Below are 14,422 nucleotides of genomic sequence, written 5' to 3'. Positions count from 1 at the left end.
CCTAGAGGAAACAATCGTCCAGATCGGCGGCGGCATCGGCGGGCGATCCCGTCTTCTCCACCGGTTCGGTGCCGATTTCGTCGGCAAACAGGTCATGGACCATCCGTTCGCTGTCCATGGTGTAATGCGCCCGCAGCAGGCGCTCCATCTCGTCACGCACATGGCTCGGATCGCTGCGGCCGGGATCGACCTCGTCCGCCAAGGCCTCGACCTCCGCCGACACCCGCTCCAGGGTCTTGCCGACAAGATGGCCGACCTCCATGGACTGCCCGATATCGGCCAGTTCCCCCGCCACCATGTCGATCTCGCTCCGAAGCCGCGAGAACGATCCGTCCACCGCGTCCCCCAGGCCGGTCAGCGCCGTCAGGGACGCCTCCATGGCCTCCATGGCCGCCCGGCTTAAGGATTCGACGTCGGTATCCGACGATTGCGCCAGCGCTTCGGCGGTCTTCATGGCTTCGGCCAGGGGGCCGGCGAGGCGGCGGGCCTGCTCCTCCGTCCGCCGGCTGCATCCGCGCAATTCGTGGGCGACGACCCCCAGGGCCAGGCCCCGCGGGCCCAGGCGGCCGCATTTCAGCGTCGCGTTCAGCCCCATCACCCGCATGTCCGCGTCGATGGACTGGATGGCCTGCAGATCGGCGGCCATGGACGAGAACTCCGCCGCCATGCCCTCCACCAGCCGCTTCAAGGTCCGGCGCGCCTCGTCGGTCTGCGTCAGCAGGGCCTTGGCCGCCGCCATGTCGCGGCCCAGGTCGCCGACGAACGAGGCGTTGCCCGACGTCTGGCCGCCGGCGAAGGTTTCCACCGCCAGGGACGAAACCTGGCGGGCATCGTCGGCCAGCCCGCGCATGAGAGCGGCCAAGCTGTCCACCCGGCCGCAGAACTCGTCGCGCGTACGCTGCAGTTGCGCCGCCTGCAGCCTCAGCACCGTACCGGCCAGGGCCACCATGCGGCTTTCGTCTTCGGCCGGGTCCGACATGGACAGATCCGGGGCGGCGTCTCCTTCCGCCGGAGGCAGCATTCCGGCAAGAGTGGTCAGGGCCGACGACACATGGGCGATGCGCTGCGAGGCGATGTCGTTGATCTGCATCTCGCCGATGGCGGCGGCGATCCGTCTCGCCACCTCGGCCGAGCGCAGCGTCACATCGGCGACGGTTCGGCCGGCGTCGTCGCGATGCCTGGCCATATTGCCCAGCCCGTCCTGCAGCCGGGCCTGGATCGAGTCCAGTTCACGGGCATTGCGCCGCTCCAGTTCGATGGTCTCATTGCGCGTCTCGTCGATGGTTTGCCGCAATTGGACCAGACGCGACGCGGTCTGGTCGATGGAGGCCAGGGCCAGTTCGCCGAGCTTGGCGATCTCCACCGTGAAGACGCTGAAATCCTGGCCGGATTCGGCGAGATAGGCGGCTTGAACCTTGCCGTTCATGGACAAAAGCCCCACCTCGCCCACGATCTTGCGCAGGATTTCGACCTGGATGGCCACCATCCGCGTCTGCTCGGCCAGGCTTTCGATGCGGACGCTGCCGTCCCCACCCCGGGCGGCGAGGACGACAATCTGCTGAACCGCGTCGGTGATCTGCCGGGTGGCCTCCACCGACTGGGTCGCCGACAGCTGGTCGCGCAGCCCCTCCAAGTCTTCCTCCACCGTCCGCAGGACGGTTACCGCGCGTGACAGCACCGTGCCATAGGCGATGAAGGCCCGTTCGGCGGGAGCATGGAGCTCGTCCAGCGCTCCGGCCAACCGGCGCAGCCGTTCCGGCAGGCGGCCGGTAAGGAGATCGGGTGCGTTCATGCCGATGCCTCCCGTCCCCAATTGCGTGCCGCGCGCATGATTTCACCGGCGATGGCCGACAACGGCACCACCCGTTGCGCCGCCCCCAGGGCGATGGCTTCCCGGGGCATGCCGAAAACCACGCAGCTGGCTTCATCCTGGGCCAGCGTGACGGCGCCAGCCTGACGCATCTCATGCAACCCCCGCGCGCCATCGTCGCCCATCCCGGTCATCAGGATGCCCATGGCATTGCCTCCCACATACTGGGCGGCCGACCGGAACAGGACATCGACGGAAGGACGGTGGCGCGACACCAGGGGCCCGTCCTTGACGGCGACGTGGTAGCGGGCGCCGCTTCGCTGCACCAGGGTGTGGTGGTTGCCCGGAGCGATCAGCACGCGGCCGCGCAGGATGGCGTCCCCGTTTTCCGCCTCCTTGACCGTGACCGTGCACAGGGTGTCCAGGCGCCGCGCGAAGGCGGCGGTGAACTTCTCGGGCATGTGCTGGACGATGACGATGCCCGGCGCGTCGGCGGGAAGCGCCTCGAGCACTTCGCGTAAGGATTCGGTGCCGCCGGTCGAGGCCCCCATGCATACGACCATCTCGGTGGTCCGCGCCATGGCCCCCAACGGCCGGGGGGGCGGCATCACGGCGTCGGCGGTGAGCTTGCGCTCCGGCAGGCTGCGCATGGCGGCCGGGCGGTGCCGGGGGCGGGACTGCGCGGCGGCCTTGATGACGTCGCGGATACGCATCGTCGCCTCGATGAGCTGCTGGCGGGTATCGAGGCGCGGCTTCACGATGACGTCGACGGCTCCGGCCTCCAGGGCCTGGAGCAGGGTCTCGGACCCCTCCTCGGTCAAGGACGAGCACATCACCACGGGAATGGGATGCTGGGTCATCAGCTTCCTCAGGAAGGTGATGCCGTCCATGCGCGGCATCTCGACGTCGAGCGTGATGACGTCCGGGGTCTCCTCCTGAAGCCGGCGGGCGGCGGCGAACGGGTCCGAGGCGACGGCCATCACCTCGATTTCGGGATCGCCTTCGAGGATGTCGGCCAGCGTCTGCCGGACCGAGGCGGAGTCGTCGACGATAAGCACCTTGATCCTGCGCGCCATGATTGCCTCACAGACGAAGGAAGACGGTCGGAGCGACCTGCCGCAGCGGCAGCGCGAAGCCGGCAATGGTTTCCGAATGGCCGAGAAACAGGTAGCCGCCGGGCGCCAGGCAGTCGCAGATCCGCGACACCACCGCCTGCTGCATCTGTTTCTCGAAATAGATCAGGACGTTGCGGCAGAAAGCCACATGCACCGGCCGCGGTATGGCGTAGACGGGGTCGTTGAGATTCTGCCGGGCGAAACTCACTTGGCGGCGCAGTTCGGGGACGATCCGCGTCTCGGCCAGCGAACGGTCGCGTGAACGCATCATGTAGCGTTGGCGCAGCGCCAGTGGGACGGCCTCGGCCATGCCGGCGGGAAAAATGGCGGTTGCCGCCTTGGTCAGGACCTCGGTGCTGACGTCGGTGGCCAGTATGGAATACCGAAATCCCCGGTGGTGCTGGGCGAACTCGGCCGCCACCATGGCCAGCGAATAGGCTTCGGCGCCGATCGACGCCGCCGCGCTCCACATCAGGAAGGGTTCGGTGAAGCCGATTCGCCCTTCCGACGCCAATTGGGGCAAGATCATCTGTTCGAGAAAGCGGAAATGATCCGGTTCACGGAAGAAATCCGTCTTGTTGGTGGTGATGGCGTCGATGATGAACTCGCCTTCCTGCGCCAGGCCGTTCTCCTTGAAGACGTAAGCGCAATAGGCGCCGAAATCCGCGAAGCCCAGGGCGCGGACACGGCGGCGCAGGCGCCCCTCCACCATTGCCCGCTTGACCGGCGGCAGACGGATGCCGGTGTGCCCGCTGACGAAATGCGCCAACCGCTCGAAATCCCGCTGCGACAGCAGGAACTCGTGATCGCTGTCATCGGCTGCCCCGGCTTTGGTCACCCTTCCGCCCCTTCCGCCAGCAAGGCGATATCCTCGGAGGAAAACAGACGGGCGAGGTCGAAGACGATGACGAACTGTCCGGTCCGCCGGCCGATGGCGCGAATGTAGTCGGAGCGCCAGCGGACGCCGATATCCGGCGGCGTGTCGATGCAGCTTTCGTCGAGGGCGGTGACCTCGAACACCCGGTCGGCCATCAATCCCAGCAACAGCACATGGCCCTCGATGGAAATCTCGGTGACGAGGATGCGGGTGTGTTCGCCGGGAACGTCGGGCGACAGTCCCAGCTTGCACCGCAGGCTGATGATCGGCACCACCTCGCCGCGCACGTCGATGATCCCCATCAGGAACGGCGGCGCGTTGGGCAAGGCGGCCATGGGCTGCAGGTCGAGGATCTCGCGGACGGCATCGACACCGACGGCGAAGACCTCCCGGCCAACGCCGAGTGTGACGAATTTGTCCGCCGAGAGGGTCGCGGCGCGGGCCGGCATGGGAACCTCCGTGATCAAGGCCAAGGGAGCCGGACTCTAGTAGCGTTCAAACTCGGCGTCGGTCCTGTCCGGCGCTCCTCCGACCAGGTCGAGATGGATGCCGGCCTTGCGTCCGCGTCCGTTGCCGCCACCGCCGAGCTTCGCCGGTCCCATGGGCGTCGGCGGCTTTTTCTTCATGGCGGGCGTCGCCGCCTTGCCGAGGGCGGCGGGGGCCTGGGCAGAACGCGCCGGAGGCGCCTTCGGCCGTGCCGCCATCGCCGCGGCCGCCGGCGCCTCCGCGCCGCCGAGATGGAAGAAGGCGATGCTCTTCAGCAATTGCTCGGCCTGGGCGGCCAGTTCCTCGGATGTGGCGGCCATCTGCTCGGATGCCCCGGCATTCTGCTGGGTGACGGTGTCGAGTTGCTGAATGGCCTGGTTGATCTGCTCGGACCCGATGTCCTGCTCGCGGCAGGCGGCGGAGATTTCCTCGATCAGATCGGCGGTCTTCTTGATGTCGGGCACCAGCCGGGCCAGCATCTGGCCGGCATCCTGGGCGCTCTTCACCGTATCGGAGGACAGCGAGCTGATCTCGGTGGCCGCCGCCTGGCTGCGTTCGGCCAGTTTGCGCACCTCCGAGGCGACCACGGCGAAGCCCTTGCCGTGTTCGCCGGCCCGGGCCGCCTCGACCGCGGCGTTCAACGCCAGCAGATCGGTCTGGCGGGCGATTTCCTGGACGATGACGATCTTCTCGGCGATGGTCTGCATGGCCAGCACCGCCTTCTCCACCGCGAGGCCGCTGTTCTGGGCGTCGGCGGCGGACTGGCGGGCGATCTTCTCGGTCTGGCCGGCATTGTCGGCGTTCTGCTTGATGTTGGCGGCCATCTCCTCCATGGCCGACGAGGCCTCCTCGGTGGACGACGCCTGCTCGGTGGCGCCCTGCGACAGTTCCTCGGCGCTGGACGACAGTTCCTCGCTGCCGGCCGAGACGTTGCCGACGGCATTGGACACCTCGCCGACCACCGTGCGCAGCCGATCGACCATTTCATTGAGATGGCCGAGCAGATCGCCGATCTCGTCGCGGGAGACGACCTCGGCGGTTTCGGTCAGGTCGCCGCCCGCCACCGCCTGCGCCAGCGCGCCCGCCCGGGCCAGGCCCCGGCTGATGGAGGAGATGATCCAAATTCCGGCTCCGATCGCGGTGACCAGCGACGCCAGCAGCACGCCGATCAGCACGGTGCGGCCGGTTTCATAGGCGCGGTCGCTTTCGGCCTTGTCCGCCTTCATGCCCTGTTCGGCCCTGGCGACCACCTCCTCGATGAACTTCTCGGCCTGCAGCCGGATCGGCCGAACCTCCTTGCGCAAAAGAGCGTAGGCGCGGGCATTGGAATTGTCGGCGCCGAGGATGCGGATCTGCTCGTCGATCTTAAGCGCGCGCGCCAGCCGTTCGCCCAGCGCCTCGAACCGCCGACGGTCCTCCTCGCCGGTCAGCGCCTTGTCCAATTGGCCGCGCAGACCGGAAATCTCCAGAAGCGTCGCCTGCACCGTCTTGTCCAGGCGGGCGACGGCGGCGTCGTCGGCCTCGAGCAAGATGTCGCGTTCAAGCATTTGCAGGCGATCCAGCTGGGAGAGCATGCGGTTCGCCACGGGCGCCGCCTGCGGCAGGTCGGTGCGCCCGGCCAGGGCCAGAAGGGGCTCCCGGACGGCGTCGAAGGCGCGGTTGCCATCGCCGTCCAGCAACTTGCGCCCCTGCACCGCCGAGTTGCGCACGGCGATGTCGCGGACCTTGGACACGCCGCCGAAATAGGCGTCCAGCAGCCGAAGGAACTCATCCAGCTTGGCCTTCTCTTCGGGGGAGGAAATGTTCCGCAGCTGTACCTCGAACTGGCGGATCTCCTTGGCCTGCGCGTCGATGCTGTTGATCTCGCGCTGCATGCCCTCGTCGGTTTCCTCGATGATGAGCTGGGCCTGATTGCGCGCCACGGTGCCGAGGTTGTCGCGCATCTCCATGGCGAGGCGCACCTTTTCCGCCGAGGAATCGACAATGAGGCCCAGACGGTCTCGAATGGCCGATGACGCCTGGATGGCCACCATGCCGGAAATCGCCATCAGCAGGATGATTGCGCCAAAGGCGGCCACCAACTTCAATTTGATCGTCACGCGCATATCGAGATCTCCTTTTCCCGCCGCCGTCTATTGCGCCGCTGCCGACCCGACGGCCAAGACCTGTTCCATGTCGAGGATGATGATGAAATCGCCCCCCAGCTTGCCGATGCCGCTGATGTATTCGGGCCGCCAGCGCAGGCCGATGCGAGGCGTCTCCTCGATGGCGGCGGGGGCGATTTCGGTGACTTCGTAGACACGGTCGGCCAGAATTCCCACCGCCGTCGGTTCGCCGTCGACCATGGCGTCGATGACGATGACGCGGGTGTCGACGGTCGGCGGCGATTGCGGCATGCCGAAGCGCAGACGCAGGTCGGCCAGCGGCACCACCTTTCCGCGCACGTTGATCAATCCGCTGACGAACGGCCGAGCGTTGGGCACTTCGGTGACCGGCACCATGTCGAGGATCTCGCGGACCCAATGGGCATCGATGGCGAAGACTTCGCCCTGCATTTCCAGGGTCACCACTTCCCGTGCCGATTCGGACGCCGCCATGGCCCTCTCCTTCTAGGACGCCTTCAACCGCATCTCCTGAATGCGGCCGGCCGCGATCAGGTTGACCACGTCCAGGATCAGGGCCACCGTGCCGTCGCCCAGAATGGTGGCGCCGGAAAAGGCGGCAACGTCCGCATGCAGCTTGGACAAGGATTTGATGACCGTCTGGTGGTCGCCGATGATCTGGTCGACCACCAGCCCGACCCGCTGGTCGCCGGCCGTGACGATCACCACCTTGGGGTATGGGTCGGCGGGTCCCTGGACCTTGAACAGGTCGCGCAGGCGCAAAAAGGGAACCAGCTCGTCCCGGATGTTGAGGAAGGAGCGGCCGGTCGAGCGCTGATTGTCGGCCTCGGACAGCTCGACGCATTCCTCCACCGTCGACAGGGGAAGGACGTAGCGGCCGCCGCCGACGCGCACCAGCAGCCCATCGATGATGGCCAGGGTCAGGGGCAGCCTCAGGGTGACCTGGGCTCCCCGGCCGGGCGGGCTGGAGACGTCGATGAAGCCGTGCAGGGCGTCGATGGTGCGCTTGACCACGTCCATGCCGACGCCGCGCCCGGAAACGTTGGTCACCGTCGCGGCGGTCGAGAAGCCCGGCCGGAAGATCATCTGGAACAGCTCGGCGTCGGGAACGTCGCCCATATCCGACAGCCACCCCGCCTCCACCGCCTTGGCGCGGATGCGCTGGCGGTTCATCCCCCGGCCGTCGTCACGAATAGTGATCAGCACCTGCGCTCCGGCGTGGCGCGCTTCAAGCGACAGGGTTCCGGCCCGCGGCTTGCCGGCCGCCTCACGCTCGGCCGCAGTCTCCAGGCCATGGTCGATGGCGTTGCGGATCAGGTGGACCAGGGGATCGTTCAGGCTTTCGATGACGGTCTTGTCCAGCTCGGTCTCCTCGCCCGACGTCTCCAGCTGCACGTCCTTGCCGAGTTCGCGCGACAGGTCGTGGACGACGCGGCGGAAGCGGGCGAACAGCTGCCCGATGGGGACCATACGGATGCCCATGGTGGTGACGCGCAGTTCCGACGACAGGCGCTCGATATCCTCCGACACCGAGCGCAGCGTCGAATCGAGGCTGCCCTGGGCCAGCTGGCGCAGCCGGGACTGCGCGATGACCAGTTCGCCGACCCGGTCCATGAGATTGTCGATTCGCTCGGCGGGAATGCGGATGCCGTTCCCCGCCGGGTCCCGCTTCGCCATGCCCCGGTTCGAGACCGGCTCGCCGGCGGGATGCGCCTCCGCCGCCGGGTGGGGCTCGGGGGGTGAGGCCGCCGCCTCGGGCGCCATGGTCGTCACCGACAGTTCCATGTCGTCGAGCACGAACATGAAAACCTCGTCGATGGCCGAGCGCGGCTGGGAGGTGGCGAGGCGCACCCGCCACTTCAGGTAGCTGCGCTCGGGATCGAGGTCGTCGATGGCCGGAACCGGCCCAAGGTCGGCGGCGACCGTGCATTCGCCCATGTCGCGCAATTCGTCCAGCAGCCGCAGCGGGTTGGTGCCGCGCAGCAGAGCGTCCGGAGGCAGCGCGAAGACGATGTCGTAGAGGACGGGAGCCGCCTTGGGCTCCGCCGGCCGCGGCGCCGCGGCGCACGGACCGGTCGTCTCGGGCAACGAGGCGGGCGGCCCGTGGCGCAGCAGGTCCTGGACCAGCCCGTCTCCGATCGCGGCTTCCGCCTCGCCGGGGGATTGAATCAGCTGGCGCATGAAATCCTTGGCGGACAGGGCGACGGCGATCAGTTCGCGGCTGGGCTCGGCGCCGGTCCGGCGCAGGCGGTCGAAGGTGTTCTCGACCGTATGGGCGAACCGGGCGAGGTCGTCGAAGCCAAACATCGCCCCCGATCCCTTGAGCGTGTGCAGCGCGCGAAAGGCGGTGTCGATCAACTCGCGGTCGCCGGGATTGCCGTCCAGGTCGAGCAGCACGTCCTCGAGCTGAATCAGCAGGTCTTGGGCCTCCTGCCGGAACGTCTCGGCGGGATCGGGAGCCCCGGGGGTCATCCCAGGACCTTCTTGACGATGGCCAGCAGGCGCTCGGGCTGGAACGGCTTGGTGATCCAGGCGGTCGCGCCGGCGCTTTTGGCCTCGCCCTTCTTGTCGTCGTCCGATTCGGTGGTCAGGAAGATGATGGGGACGCCCTTGTAAGCGCTGACGCCCCGCAACTCCCGGATGAACGACAGACCGTCCATGTTCGGCATATTGAGATCGGTGATCACCAGGTCGGCGACCATCCCCCGAGCCTTGCCGAGGGCATCGCGCCCGTCAACCGCCTCGACCACCGCGTAGCCATCGCTGGTAAGGGCGAGGCGCACCATCTGGCGCATGCTGGCCGAATCATCGACACACAACACTGTTTTGGGCATGGTTCACCCTTCCTGCTGGCAATGAATGAAGCCCTCGACGCCGCAGCGATCGAACAAAGCCGCCAGATCCGGGCCGGCATTGACGATCTTGAAAGAAATTCCCCGCTCCGCCGCCGCCTTTCCGGCCGCCGCCAGAACCTGGATCAGGGTCACGTCGCCGGTCTCGAAGGCTTGCGCATCCACATTCACGGCCGTCGCCCCGGCGAGGCATGCTTTGATCCGATCGGCCAGTTCGCCGATATTTCGTATGTCAATGGCAGCGGCCAGGGAAACAACCATGGGCGCCACCTCCGCTGAAGATGTCTTCATGATTACTCCCAATTAACATTGGATGAGATTTTGTAATTTATGGTTTTAAGATGTTCACAAAAAATCTATATCAGTATTCAAACCTACAGAAGGCACAATCCCCTACGCAGCGCCCTTGACATGGGCGCTACTATTATTGTCATGCGCGATAGCAAGAGTTTCAACCTCTGCTTTGTAGCCATCTCACCATTCCTTTACATGCAGAGATCGGCGCGCCGCCTCCCTACTCTTTGGCATACATGCATTTTGTGAGGACCGCCCCGAGGCAGCACCACATGGTGATAGGGCGCCGAAGGCAAAAGTCTGAAAAACGTAAGGAATGCGTAAATTTCCTTACATTTCGCCATGCCTGCATGGGGATTCGTGAGGAAAATCAAGATGTATACGAAACAGATTGCAGATGCATACGTACAATTACTTGTGCATATTGACACGGCAATTACATCTCAATAGGATTTTCACTGACAATGAAGAGGTCGGCAGTTGAATCTTGTCGATAAGATATTCATCTAAGGCTTGGTCCCGTGACGGGAGCTACGATGCACCATACAATCGTCTTCGCCGACAATGACCGCATGACGGCGCAAACCATGGCGGGATACCTGGCCGACGAAATGTTCGAGGCGATTTTTCTCGACGACGCCGCGACGGCGCAGCGGGAAATTGGCCGGTGCAATCCCAGCCTGGTGGTGCTGGGAACCAATTTCGGCGACATTTCAGGATTGGACATCGCGCGTTGGCTGATGTCCCGGCCGTCCCGTCCCGGCCTCATCCTCCTCAGTTCCCGATCGGATCCCATCGACCGGACCATCTATCTGGAGATGGGGGCGGACGACTGCCTGTCGAAGCCGTTTTTCGCACGCGAATTGCTGGCCCGCATCCACAGCGTGCTGCGGCGCATACACCCCCCCTCGCTGGGCGAGGAGCCGGGGGCGGAGCCACGGACCGAGACCATCACGGCGTCCGGCTTCCGGTTCAATCCGCGTTCGCGGCAGGTCAGCCTGCCCCACGGCGCCCTGGTGACGCTGTCGCGGACCGAGGCCAAGGTCCTGTCGGCCCTGCTGGACAATCGCGGTGCGCCCATGACCCGTGACATGCTGTCCTTGCGGGCGCTGGGACGAAGCTGGAATCCGGACGACCGGGCCCTCGACCAGCACATCGCCGCCCTGCGGCGCAAGCTGGAGACGCCCCATCCCGGAAAAGCGCTGATCGCCACCGTCCGCCATGTGGGCTACATGGTCGAATGACGGGCACCGCTTGTCATGCCGGGACGTGCTGGTTGCCCCCGTCATTGGATCGCCGGGATTTCGGCTCTATGGCGTCCGCCGGAAGATCAGGGACGCGTTGACGCCCCCGAAGGCGAAATTGTTGCTCATGAAGTATTCGGCCTCGGTGCGGCGGGGCCGCCCCATGATGTAGTCCAGCTCGGCGCAACGCGGATCCACATTGTCCAGATTGGCGGTGTGGCAGCACCAGCCTTCCCGCATCATCTCGATGCCCAGCCAGGCCTCGATAGCGCCGCAAGCGCCCAGGGAATGGCCGAAATAGCTCTTGAGCGAGTGAAGCGCCACCCGTCGGCCGAACACCGCCGCGGTGGCCGCCGCCTCGGCGATGTCGCCGCCCTCGGTGGCGGTACCGTGGCCGTTGACCACTCCAATGGCATCGGCGGACAGGCCGGCATCCTCGAGGGCGAGGCGCAGGGCGATCTCCATGGTCTCGGCCTGCGGCTGGGTGACGTGATTGCCGTCGGCGTTGGTGCCAAACCCCACCACCTCGGCATGGATTGTGGCGCCGCGCGCCCGGGCCCGCTCGTATTCCTCGAGGATCAGGGCGCCGGCGCCTTCGCCGATCACCAGCCCGTCGCGGTCACGGTCGAAGGGGCGCGGGCTGAGATGGGGGGCGTCGTTGCGGATCGAGGTGGCGAACAAGGTATCGAACACGGCGGAATCGGTGATGTCCAATTCCTCGGCCCCGCCGGCGATCATGACGTCGGCCTTGCCCCATTTGATGGCCTCGGCGGCAAAGCCGATGGCCTGGCTGGCCGAGGCGCAGGCGTTGGACGTGGGAATCATCCGCCCCTTCAGCCCGAAGAACAGGCCGACATTCACCAAAGCGGTATGGCTCATCATCTGGATATAGGTGGTGGCGTTGAGATTCTTGGACTTGCCGCTCATCTTCAACTCGTAGAAGCCCAGCACCGAATCCGGGCTGCCGAACGACGAGCCGAAGGCCGCTCCCGCCCGCCCGCCGGTCAGCACCGGATCATTGAGCAATCCGGCATCGGCCAGCGCCTTTTCCGTGGCGGCCACCGCCAGTTTCGCCACCCGGCCCATGGTGCGGGTCTTCTTGCGCGACCAGTGCTCCGGCACGGTAAAATCGAGAACCGGCGCCGCCAGCCGGGTATTGACGCCCTCGAAGCGGTCCCATTCCGGGCTCATGGCGCGGATGGCGGTACGCCCGTCGCGAAGCGCGGCGCTGATGGCCGGCCAATCCTGTCCGAGCGCCGTGATGCCGCCCATGCCGGTAACCACCACCCTGCGCATCAGACCATGCCTCCGTTGACCGAAATCACCTGCCGGGTGATGTAGGACGCCGCGTCGGAACACAGGAAGCCGACCAGCGCCGCCACCTCCTCGGGCCGTCCCACCCGGCGCATGGGAATCAGCTTCATGGCCTCGTCCAGGGGTACCTCGGCGATCATCTGGGTCTCGATCAGGCCGGGGGCCACGCAATTGACGGTGATGGAGCGCTTGGCCAGTTCCAGGGCCAGGGCTTTGGTGGCGCCGATGATGCCGGCCTTGGCCGCCGAGTAATTGACCTGCCCCCGGTTGCCCGCCAGCCCCGAGACCGAGGACAAGGTCACGATGCGCCCGCCCCGGCGGGCCGAGACCATGGGCATGACCAGCGGCCGCAAGACGTTGTAGAAGCCGTCCAGATTGGTCCCCAGCACCTGATCCCAATCCTCGTCCTCCATGGCGGGAAAGGCGGTGTCGCGGGCGATGCCGGCATTGAGAACCGCCCCCCAATAGGGACCAAAGGCCGCCAGATCGGCCTCGAGCGCGGCGCGGCAGCCCTCGCGGTCGGCGGTGTCGAAGCGGATCAGCCGCCCGTTGCCCCCCATGGACTCCAGCGTGGCCTGCGCCGCCGCCTGGTCGGAATGGTAATGCGCCACCACCGTGAAGCCGCCCTCGGCCAGGTTCAAAGCGATGGCGCGCCCGATGCCGCGCCCCGCCCCGGTGACGAGAATGGTCCTGGCGGTCATGTCTGTTCCCCTTCCTCGCCGGGCTGGTAGACGCTGAGTTGCGCCTCGGCCAGAACCTCTCCCCCGGCGCCGCTGATCCGGCAGTCGAACACCCCCATGCCCTGGTCGCGAAAGACCAGCCGGGCGGTGATTTCCAGGCGTTCGCCAAAATGAAAATACGGCCGCGCCGCCTTGTAGCGCCGGGTCCCCAGAAGGAATCCCAGCCGCACCGCGCCGCCTTCGCGCTTGGCCTCGCCTCCGGCCCAGATACCGCAGGTCTGGGCCATGAATTCGATGCCCACATGGGCGGGCACGCCTTCGGCGCGGGCGAAAAGGTGGTCGGGACGGATGCTCACCGCCGCGCAGGCCCCATCCCCGTCCGAGCTCAAGGCCTCGTCCAGCAACAGCATGGGCCGGGCGTGGGGCAGCAAATCCTCGATGGGCCAGGGACAGGCGCTCATACTTTCGCCCTCCGCAACGCCAGGCAGCAATTGCTGCCGCCGAAGGCGAAGGAATTGGACAGGGCCGCCTTGGGCCCCAGCCGGTGCCCGGCCGTGGCGAACTCCAGACGCGGCAAGGACGGATCGGCCACACCGTCCCAGACATGGGGCGGCAGGCGGCCATCGGGATTCCAGCCGGACGACAGGGCGAGCCACAGGAATGCGGCCTCCACCGCTCCGGCCGCGCCCAGGGTATGGCCGGTCAGCGCCTTGGTCGAGGAGCAGGCGATTCCGTCGGGAAACAGGGCCGCCACCGCCGTGGCCTCCATGGAATCGTTGAGCGAGGTGGCCGTGCCGTGCAGGTTGAGATAGCCCACCCGATCCGGCGACAGGCCGGCGTCGTCCAGGGCCGCCCGCATGGCCGCCAAAGCTCCGGCCCCTTGCGGGTCGGGGGCGCTGACATGGTGGGCGTCGGAGCTCTCGCCCAGGCCCGCCAGTTCGATCTCGGCCGGGTCGGGGGCGAGCAGGAACAGCCCGCCGCCCTCGCCGATGGAGATGCCCCGGCGGTTGGCGCTGAAGGGATTGCAGGGCTCGGGCGACAGCGCCTCCAGCGCGCCGAAGCCGGTCAGCGTCAGCCGGCACAAGGTATCGGCACCGCCCGCGATGGCGGCATCGGCCAGCCCAGCCCGGATCAGCCGGCGCGGGGATCGGCATGGCGTCCGGCGCCGCCCTGGGCACCCTGGCCGGCTATTTCACCACCGACAGCATCTACGTGGTGATCACCGAGGCCATCTTCGCCGTGCGCCGCAACGCCTCCAAGGCGCGGCGGGTCGTCACCTTCGACGGCAGCCCCAGGGTCGAGGAATGGGAGGAAAGCAGCTACGGCTCGTTCCACCGCGTCCACCGGGTGCTGATCGCCAATTACGGCGGCGGGCGCGGCGTGACGCAGACCGACATCGCCGCCGACATCCGCGAGCGCCAGATCAGGTCCCTCATCAGCTTGATCTAGGCGGGCCGCGAGGACGGCCAGGTCTGCTGCTCGCCATTTTTTCCGAAATCGGCCTTCATTTTGTCCCCGCCCATGGGCATTCCGGCGCGGCGCGGCTTGACGCCGCGATAGGACAGGAAGTATCGACAGACGGCATGATCAGGTCCGGACATCCCGCCATTCTTCCGCAATGCCGGCG

At 66.7% G+C, this 14,422-nt stretch carries 16 protein-coding genes; 2 read left to right on the top strand and 14 right to left on the bottom strand.

What is annotated here, in order from left to right:
• Nucleotide 1 precedes the first annotated feature (1 nt).
• Genes XM1_RS11640 through XM1_RS11600 form a run of 9 tightly spaced genes read right to left on the bottom strand, consistent with a single transcriptional unit; the run spans nt 2 to nt 9,524 of the window.
• On the bottom strand, nt 2-1,792 hold the full coding sequence (locus XM1_RS11640) for a hypothetical protein (RefSeq protein ID WP_068433573.1): 1,791 nt from the start codon (nt 1,790-1,792) through the stop codon (nt 2-4).
• A complete protein-coding gene (locus XM1_RS11635; RefSeq protein ID WP_068433571.1) occupies nt 1,789-2,886 on the bottom strand; it encodes a chemotaxis response regulator protein-glutamate methylesterase in 1,098 nt (365 codons plus the stop codon). Before XM1_RS11635 ends, XM1_RS11640 begins: the two co-directional genes overlap by 4 nt.
• Before the next feature lie 7 nt (nt 2,887-2,893).
• Complete coding sequence (locus tag XM1_RS11630; RefSeq protein ID WP_068433569.1) at nt 2,894-3,763, bottom strand: protein-glutamate O-methyltransferase CheR; 870 nt, start codon at nt 3,761-3,763, stop codon at nt 2,894-2,896.
• The gene (locus XM1_RS11625) at nt 3,760-4,251 is read right to left on the bottom strand and encodes a chemotaxis protein CheW (RefSeq protein WP_068433567.1); all 492 of its coding nucleotides are present in this window, start codon (nt 4,249-4,251) and stop codon (nt 3,760-3,762) included. Before XM1_RS11625 ends, XM1_RS11630 begins: the two co-directional genes overlap by 4 nt.
• A gap of 36 nt (nt 4,252-4,287) precedes the next feature.
• Nucleotides 4,288-6,393 carry a methyl-accepting chemotaxis protein gene (locus tag XM1_RS11620; protein WP_068433566.1) on the bottom strand — a complete coding sequence of 702 codons (2,106 nt, stop codon included), beginning with the start codon at nt 6,391-6,393 and terminating at the stop codon, nt 4,288-4,290.
• A 27-nt stretch (nt 6,394-6,420) separates the two neighbouring features.
• Nucleotides 6,421-6,885, bottom strand: coding sequence for a chemotaxis protein CheW (locus XM1_RS11615; protein ID WP_068433565.1), 465 nt, complete (start codon nt 6,883-6,885; stop codon nt 6,421-6,423).
• Between the two features lie 12 nt (nt 6,886-6,897).
• The gene (locus XM1_RS11610; RefSeq protein ID WP_068433564.1) at nt 6,898-8,883 is read right to left on the bottom strand and encodes a chemotaxis protein CheA; all 1,986 of its coding nucleotides are present in this window, start codon (nt 8,881-8,883) and stop codon (nt 6,898-6,900) included.
• Nucleotides 8,880-9,245, bottom strand: a complete 366-nt coding sequence (locus XM1_RS11605; protein WP_068433563.1) for a response regulator — start codon at nt 9,243-9,245, stop codon at nt 8,880-8,882. Before XM1_RS11605 ends, XM1_RS11610 begins: the two co-directional genes overlap by 4 nt.
• Before the next feature lie 3 nt (nt 9,246-9,248).
• A complete protein-coding gene (locus XM1_RS11600; protein WP_068433562.1) occupies nt 9,249-9,524 on the bottom strand; it encodes an STAS domain-containing protein in 276 nt (91 codons plus the stop codon).
• Between the two features lie 569 nt (nt 9,525-10,093).
• Between XM1_RS11600 and XM1_RS11595 the strand changes: the two genes are divergently transcribed.
• Nucleotides 10,094-10,801, top strand: coding sequence for a response regulator transcription factor (locus XM1_RS11595; RefSeq protein WP_068433560.1), 708 nt, complete (start codon nt 10,094-10,096; stop codon nt 10,799-10,801).
• 66 nt (nt 10,802-10,867) lie between these two features.
• On the opposite strand, the gene XM1_RS11590 is transcribed toward XM1_RS11595, so the two are convergent.
• The 4 genes from XM1_RS11590 to XM1_RS11575 are packed head-to-tail and all read right to left on the bottom strand — an operon-like array spanning nt 10,868 to nt 13,927.
• Complete coding sequence (locus XM1_RS11590) at nt 10,868-12,097, bottom strand: beta-ketoacyl-ACP synthase (protein WP_068433558.1); 1,230 nt, start codon at nt 12,095-12,097, stop codon at nt 10,868-10,870.
• Entirely contained in the window at nt 12,097-12,816 is a 720-nt protein-coding gene (locus XM1_RS11585) for a 3-ketoacyl-ACP reductase FabG2 (protein ID WP_068433556.1), read from the bottom strand. The genes XM1_RS11590 and XM1_RS11585 overlap by 1 nt, the downstream gene beginning before the upstream one ends.
• Nucleotides 12,813-13,256 (bottom strand): hypothetical protein, encoded by a 444-nt coding sequence (locus tag XM1_RS11580; protein ID WP_068433554.1) that lies wholly within the window; start codon nt 13,254-13,256, stop codon nt 12,813-12,815. Before XM1_RS11580 ends, XM1_RS11585 begins: the two co-directional genes overlap by 4 nt.
• Complete coding sequence (locus tag XM1_RS11575) at nt 13,253-13,927, bottom strand: beta-ketoacyl synthase N-terminal-like domain-containing protein (protein ID WP_255360617.1); 675 nt, start codon at nt 13,925-13,927, stop codon at nt 13,253-13,255. Before XM1_RS11575 ends, XM1_RS11580 begins: the two co-directional genes overlap by 4 nt.
• 20 nt (nt 13,928-13,947) lie before the next feature.
• Here XM1_RS11575 and XM1_RS11570 point away from each other — a divergent pair, with 20 nt between their 5' ends.
• Nucleotides 13,948-14,244 (top strand): hypothetical protein, encoded by a 297-nt coding sequence (locus XM1_RS11570; protein ID WP_068433550.1) that lies wholly within the window; start codon nt 13,948-13,950, stop codon nt 14,242-14,244.
• Here the strand turns inward: XM1_RS11570 and XM1_RS24030 are convergent.
• Nucleotides 14,241-14,396 carry a hypothetical protein gene (locus tag XM1_RS24030; RefSeq protein WP_156428709.1) on the bottom strand — a complete coding sequence of 52 codons (156 nt, stop codon included), beginning with the start codon at nt 14,394-14,396 and terminating at the stop codon, nt 14,241-14,243. The two genes, XM1_RS11570 and XM1_RS24030, sit on opposite strands and share 4 nt — an antisense overlap.
• Between the last annotated feature and the right edge of the window lie 26 nt (nt 14,397-14,422).

Origin of the sequence: Magnetospirillum sp. XM-1 (genome assembly GCF_001511835.1) — a bacterium.
Taxonomy (GTDB): domain Bacteria; phylum Pseudomonadota; class Alphaproteobacteria; order Rhodospirillales; family Magnetospirillaceae; genus Phaeospirillum.
The sequence above is the reverse complement of the archived record's forward strand: the minus strand, read 5'-3'. Positions and strand labels throughout refer to the sequence as shown.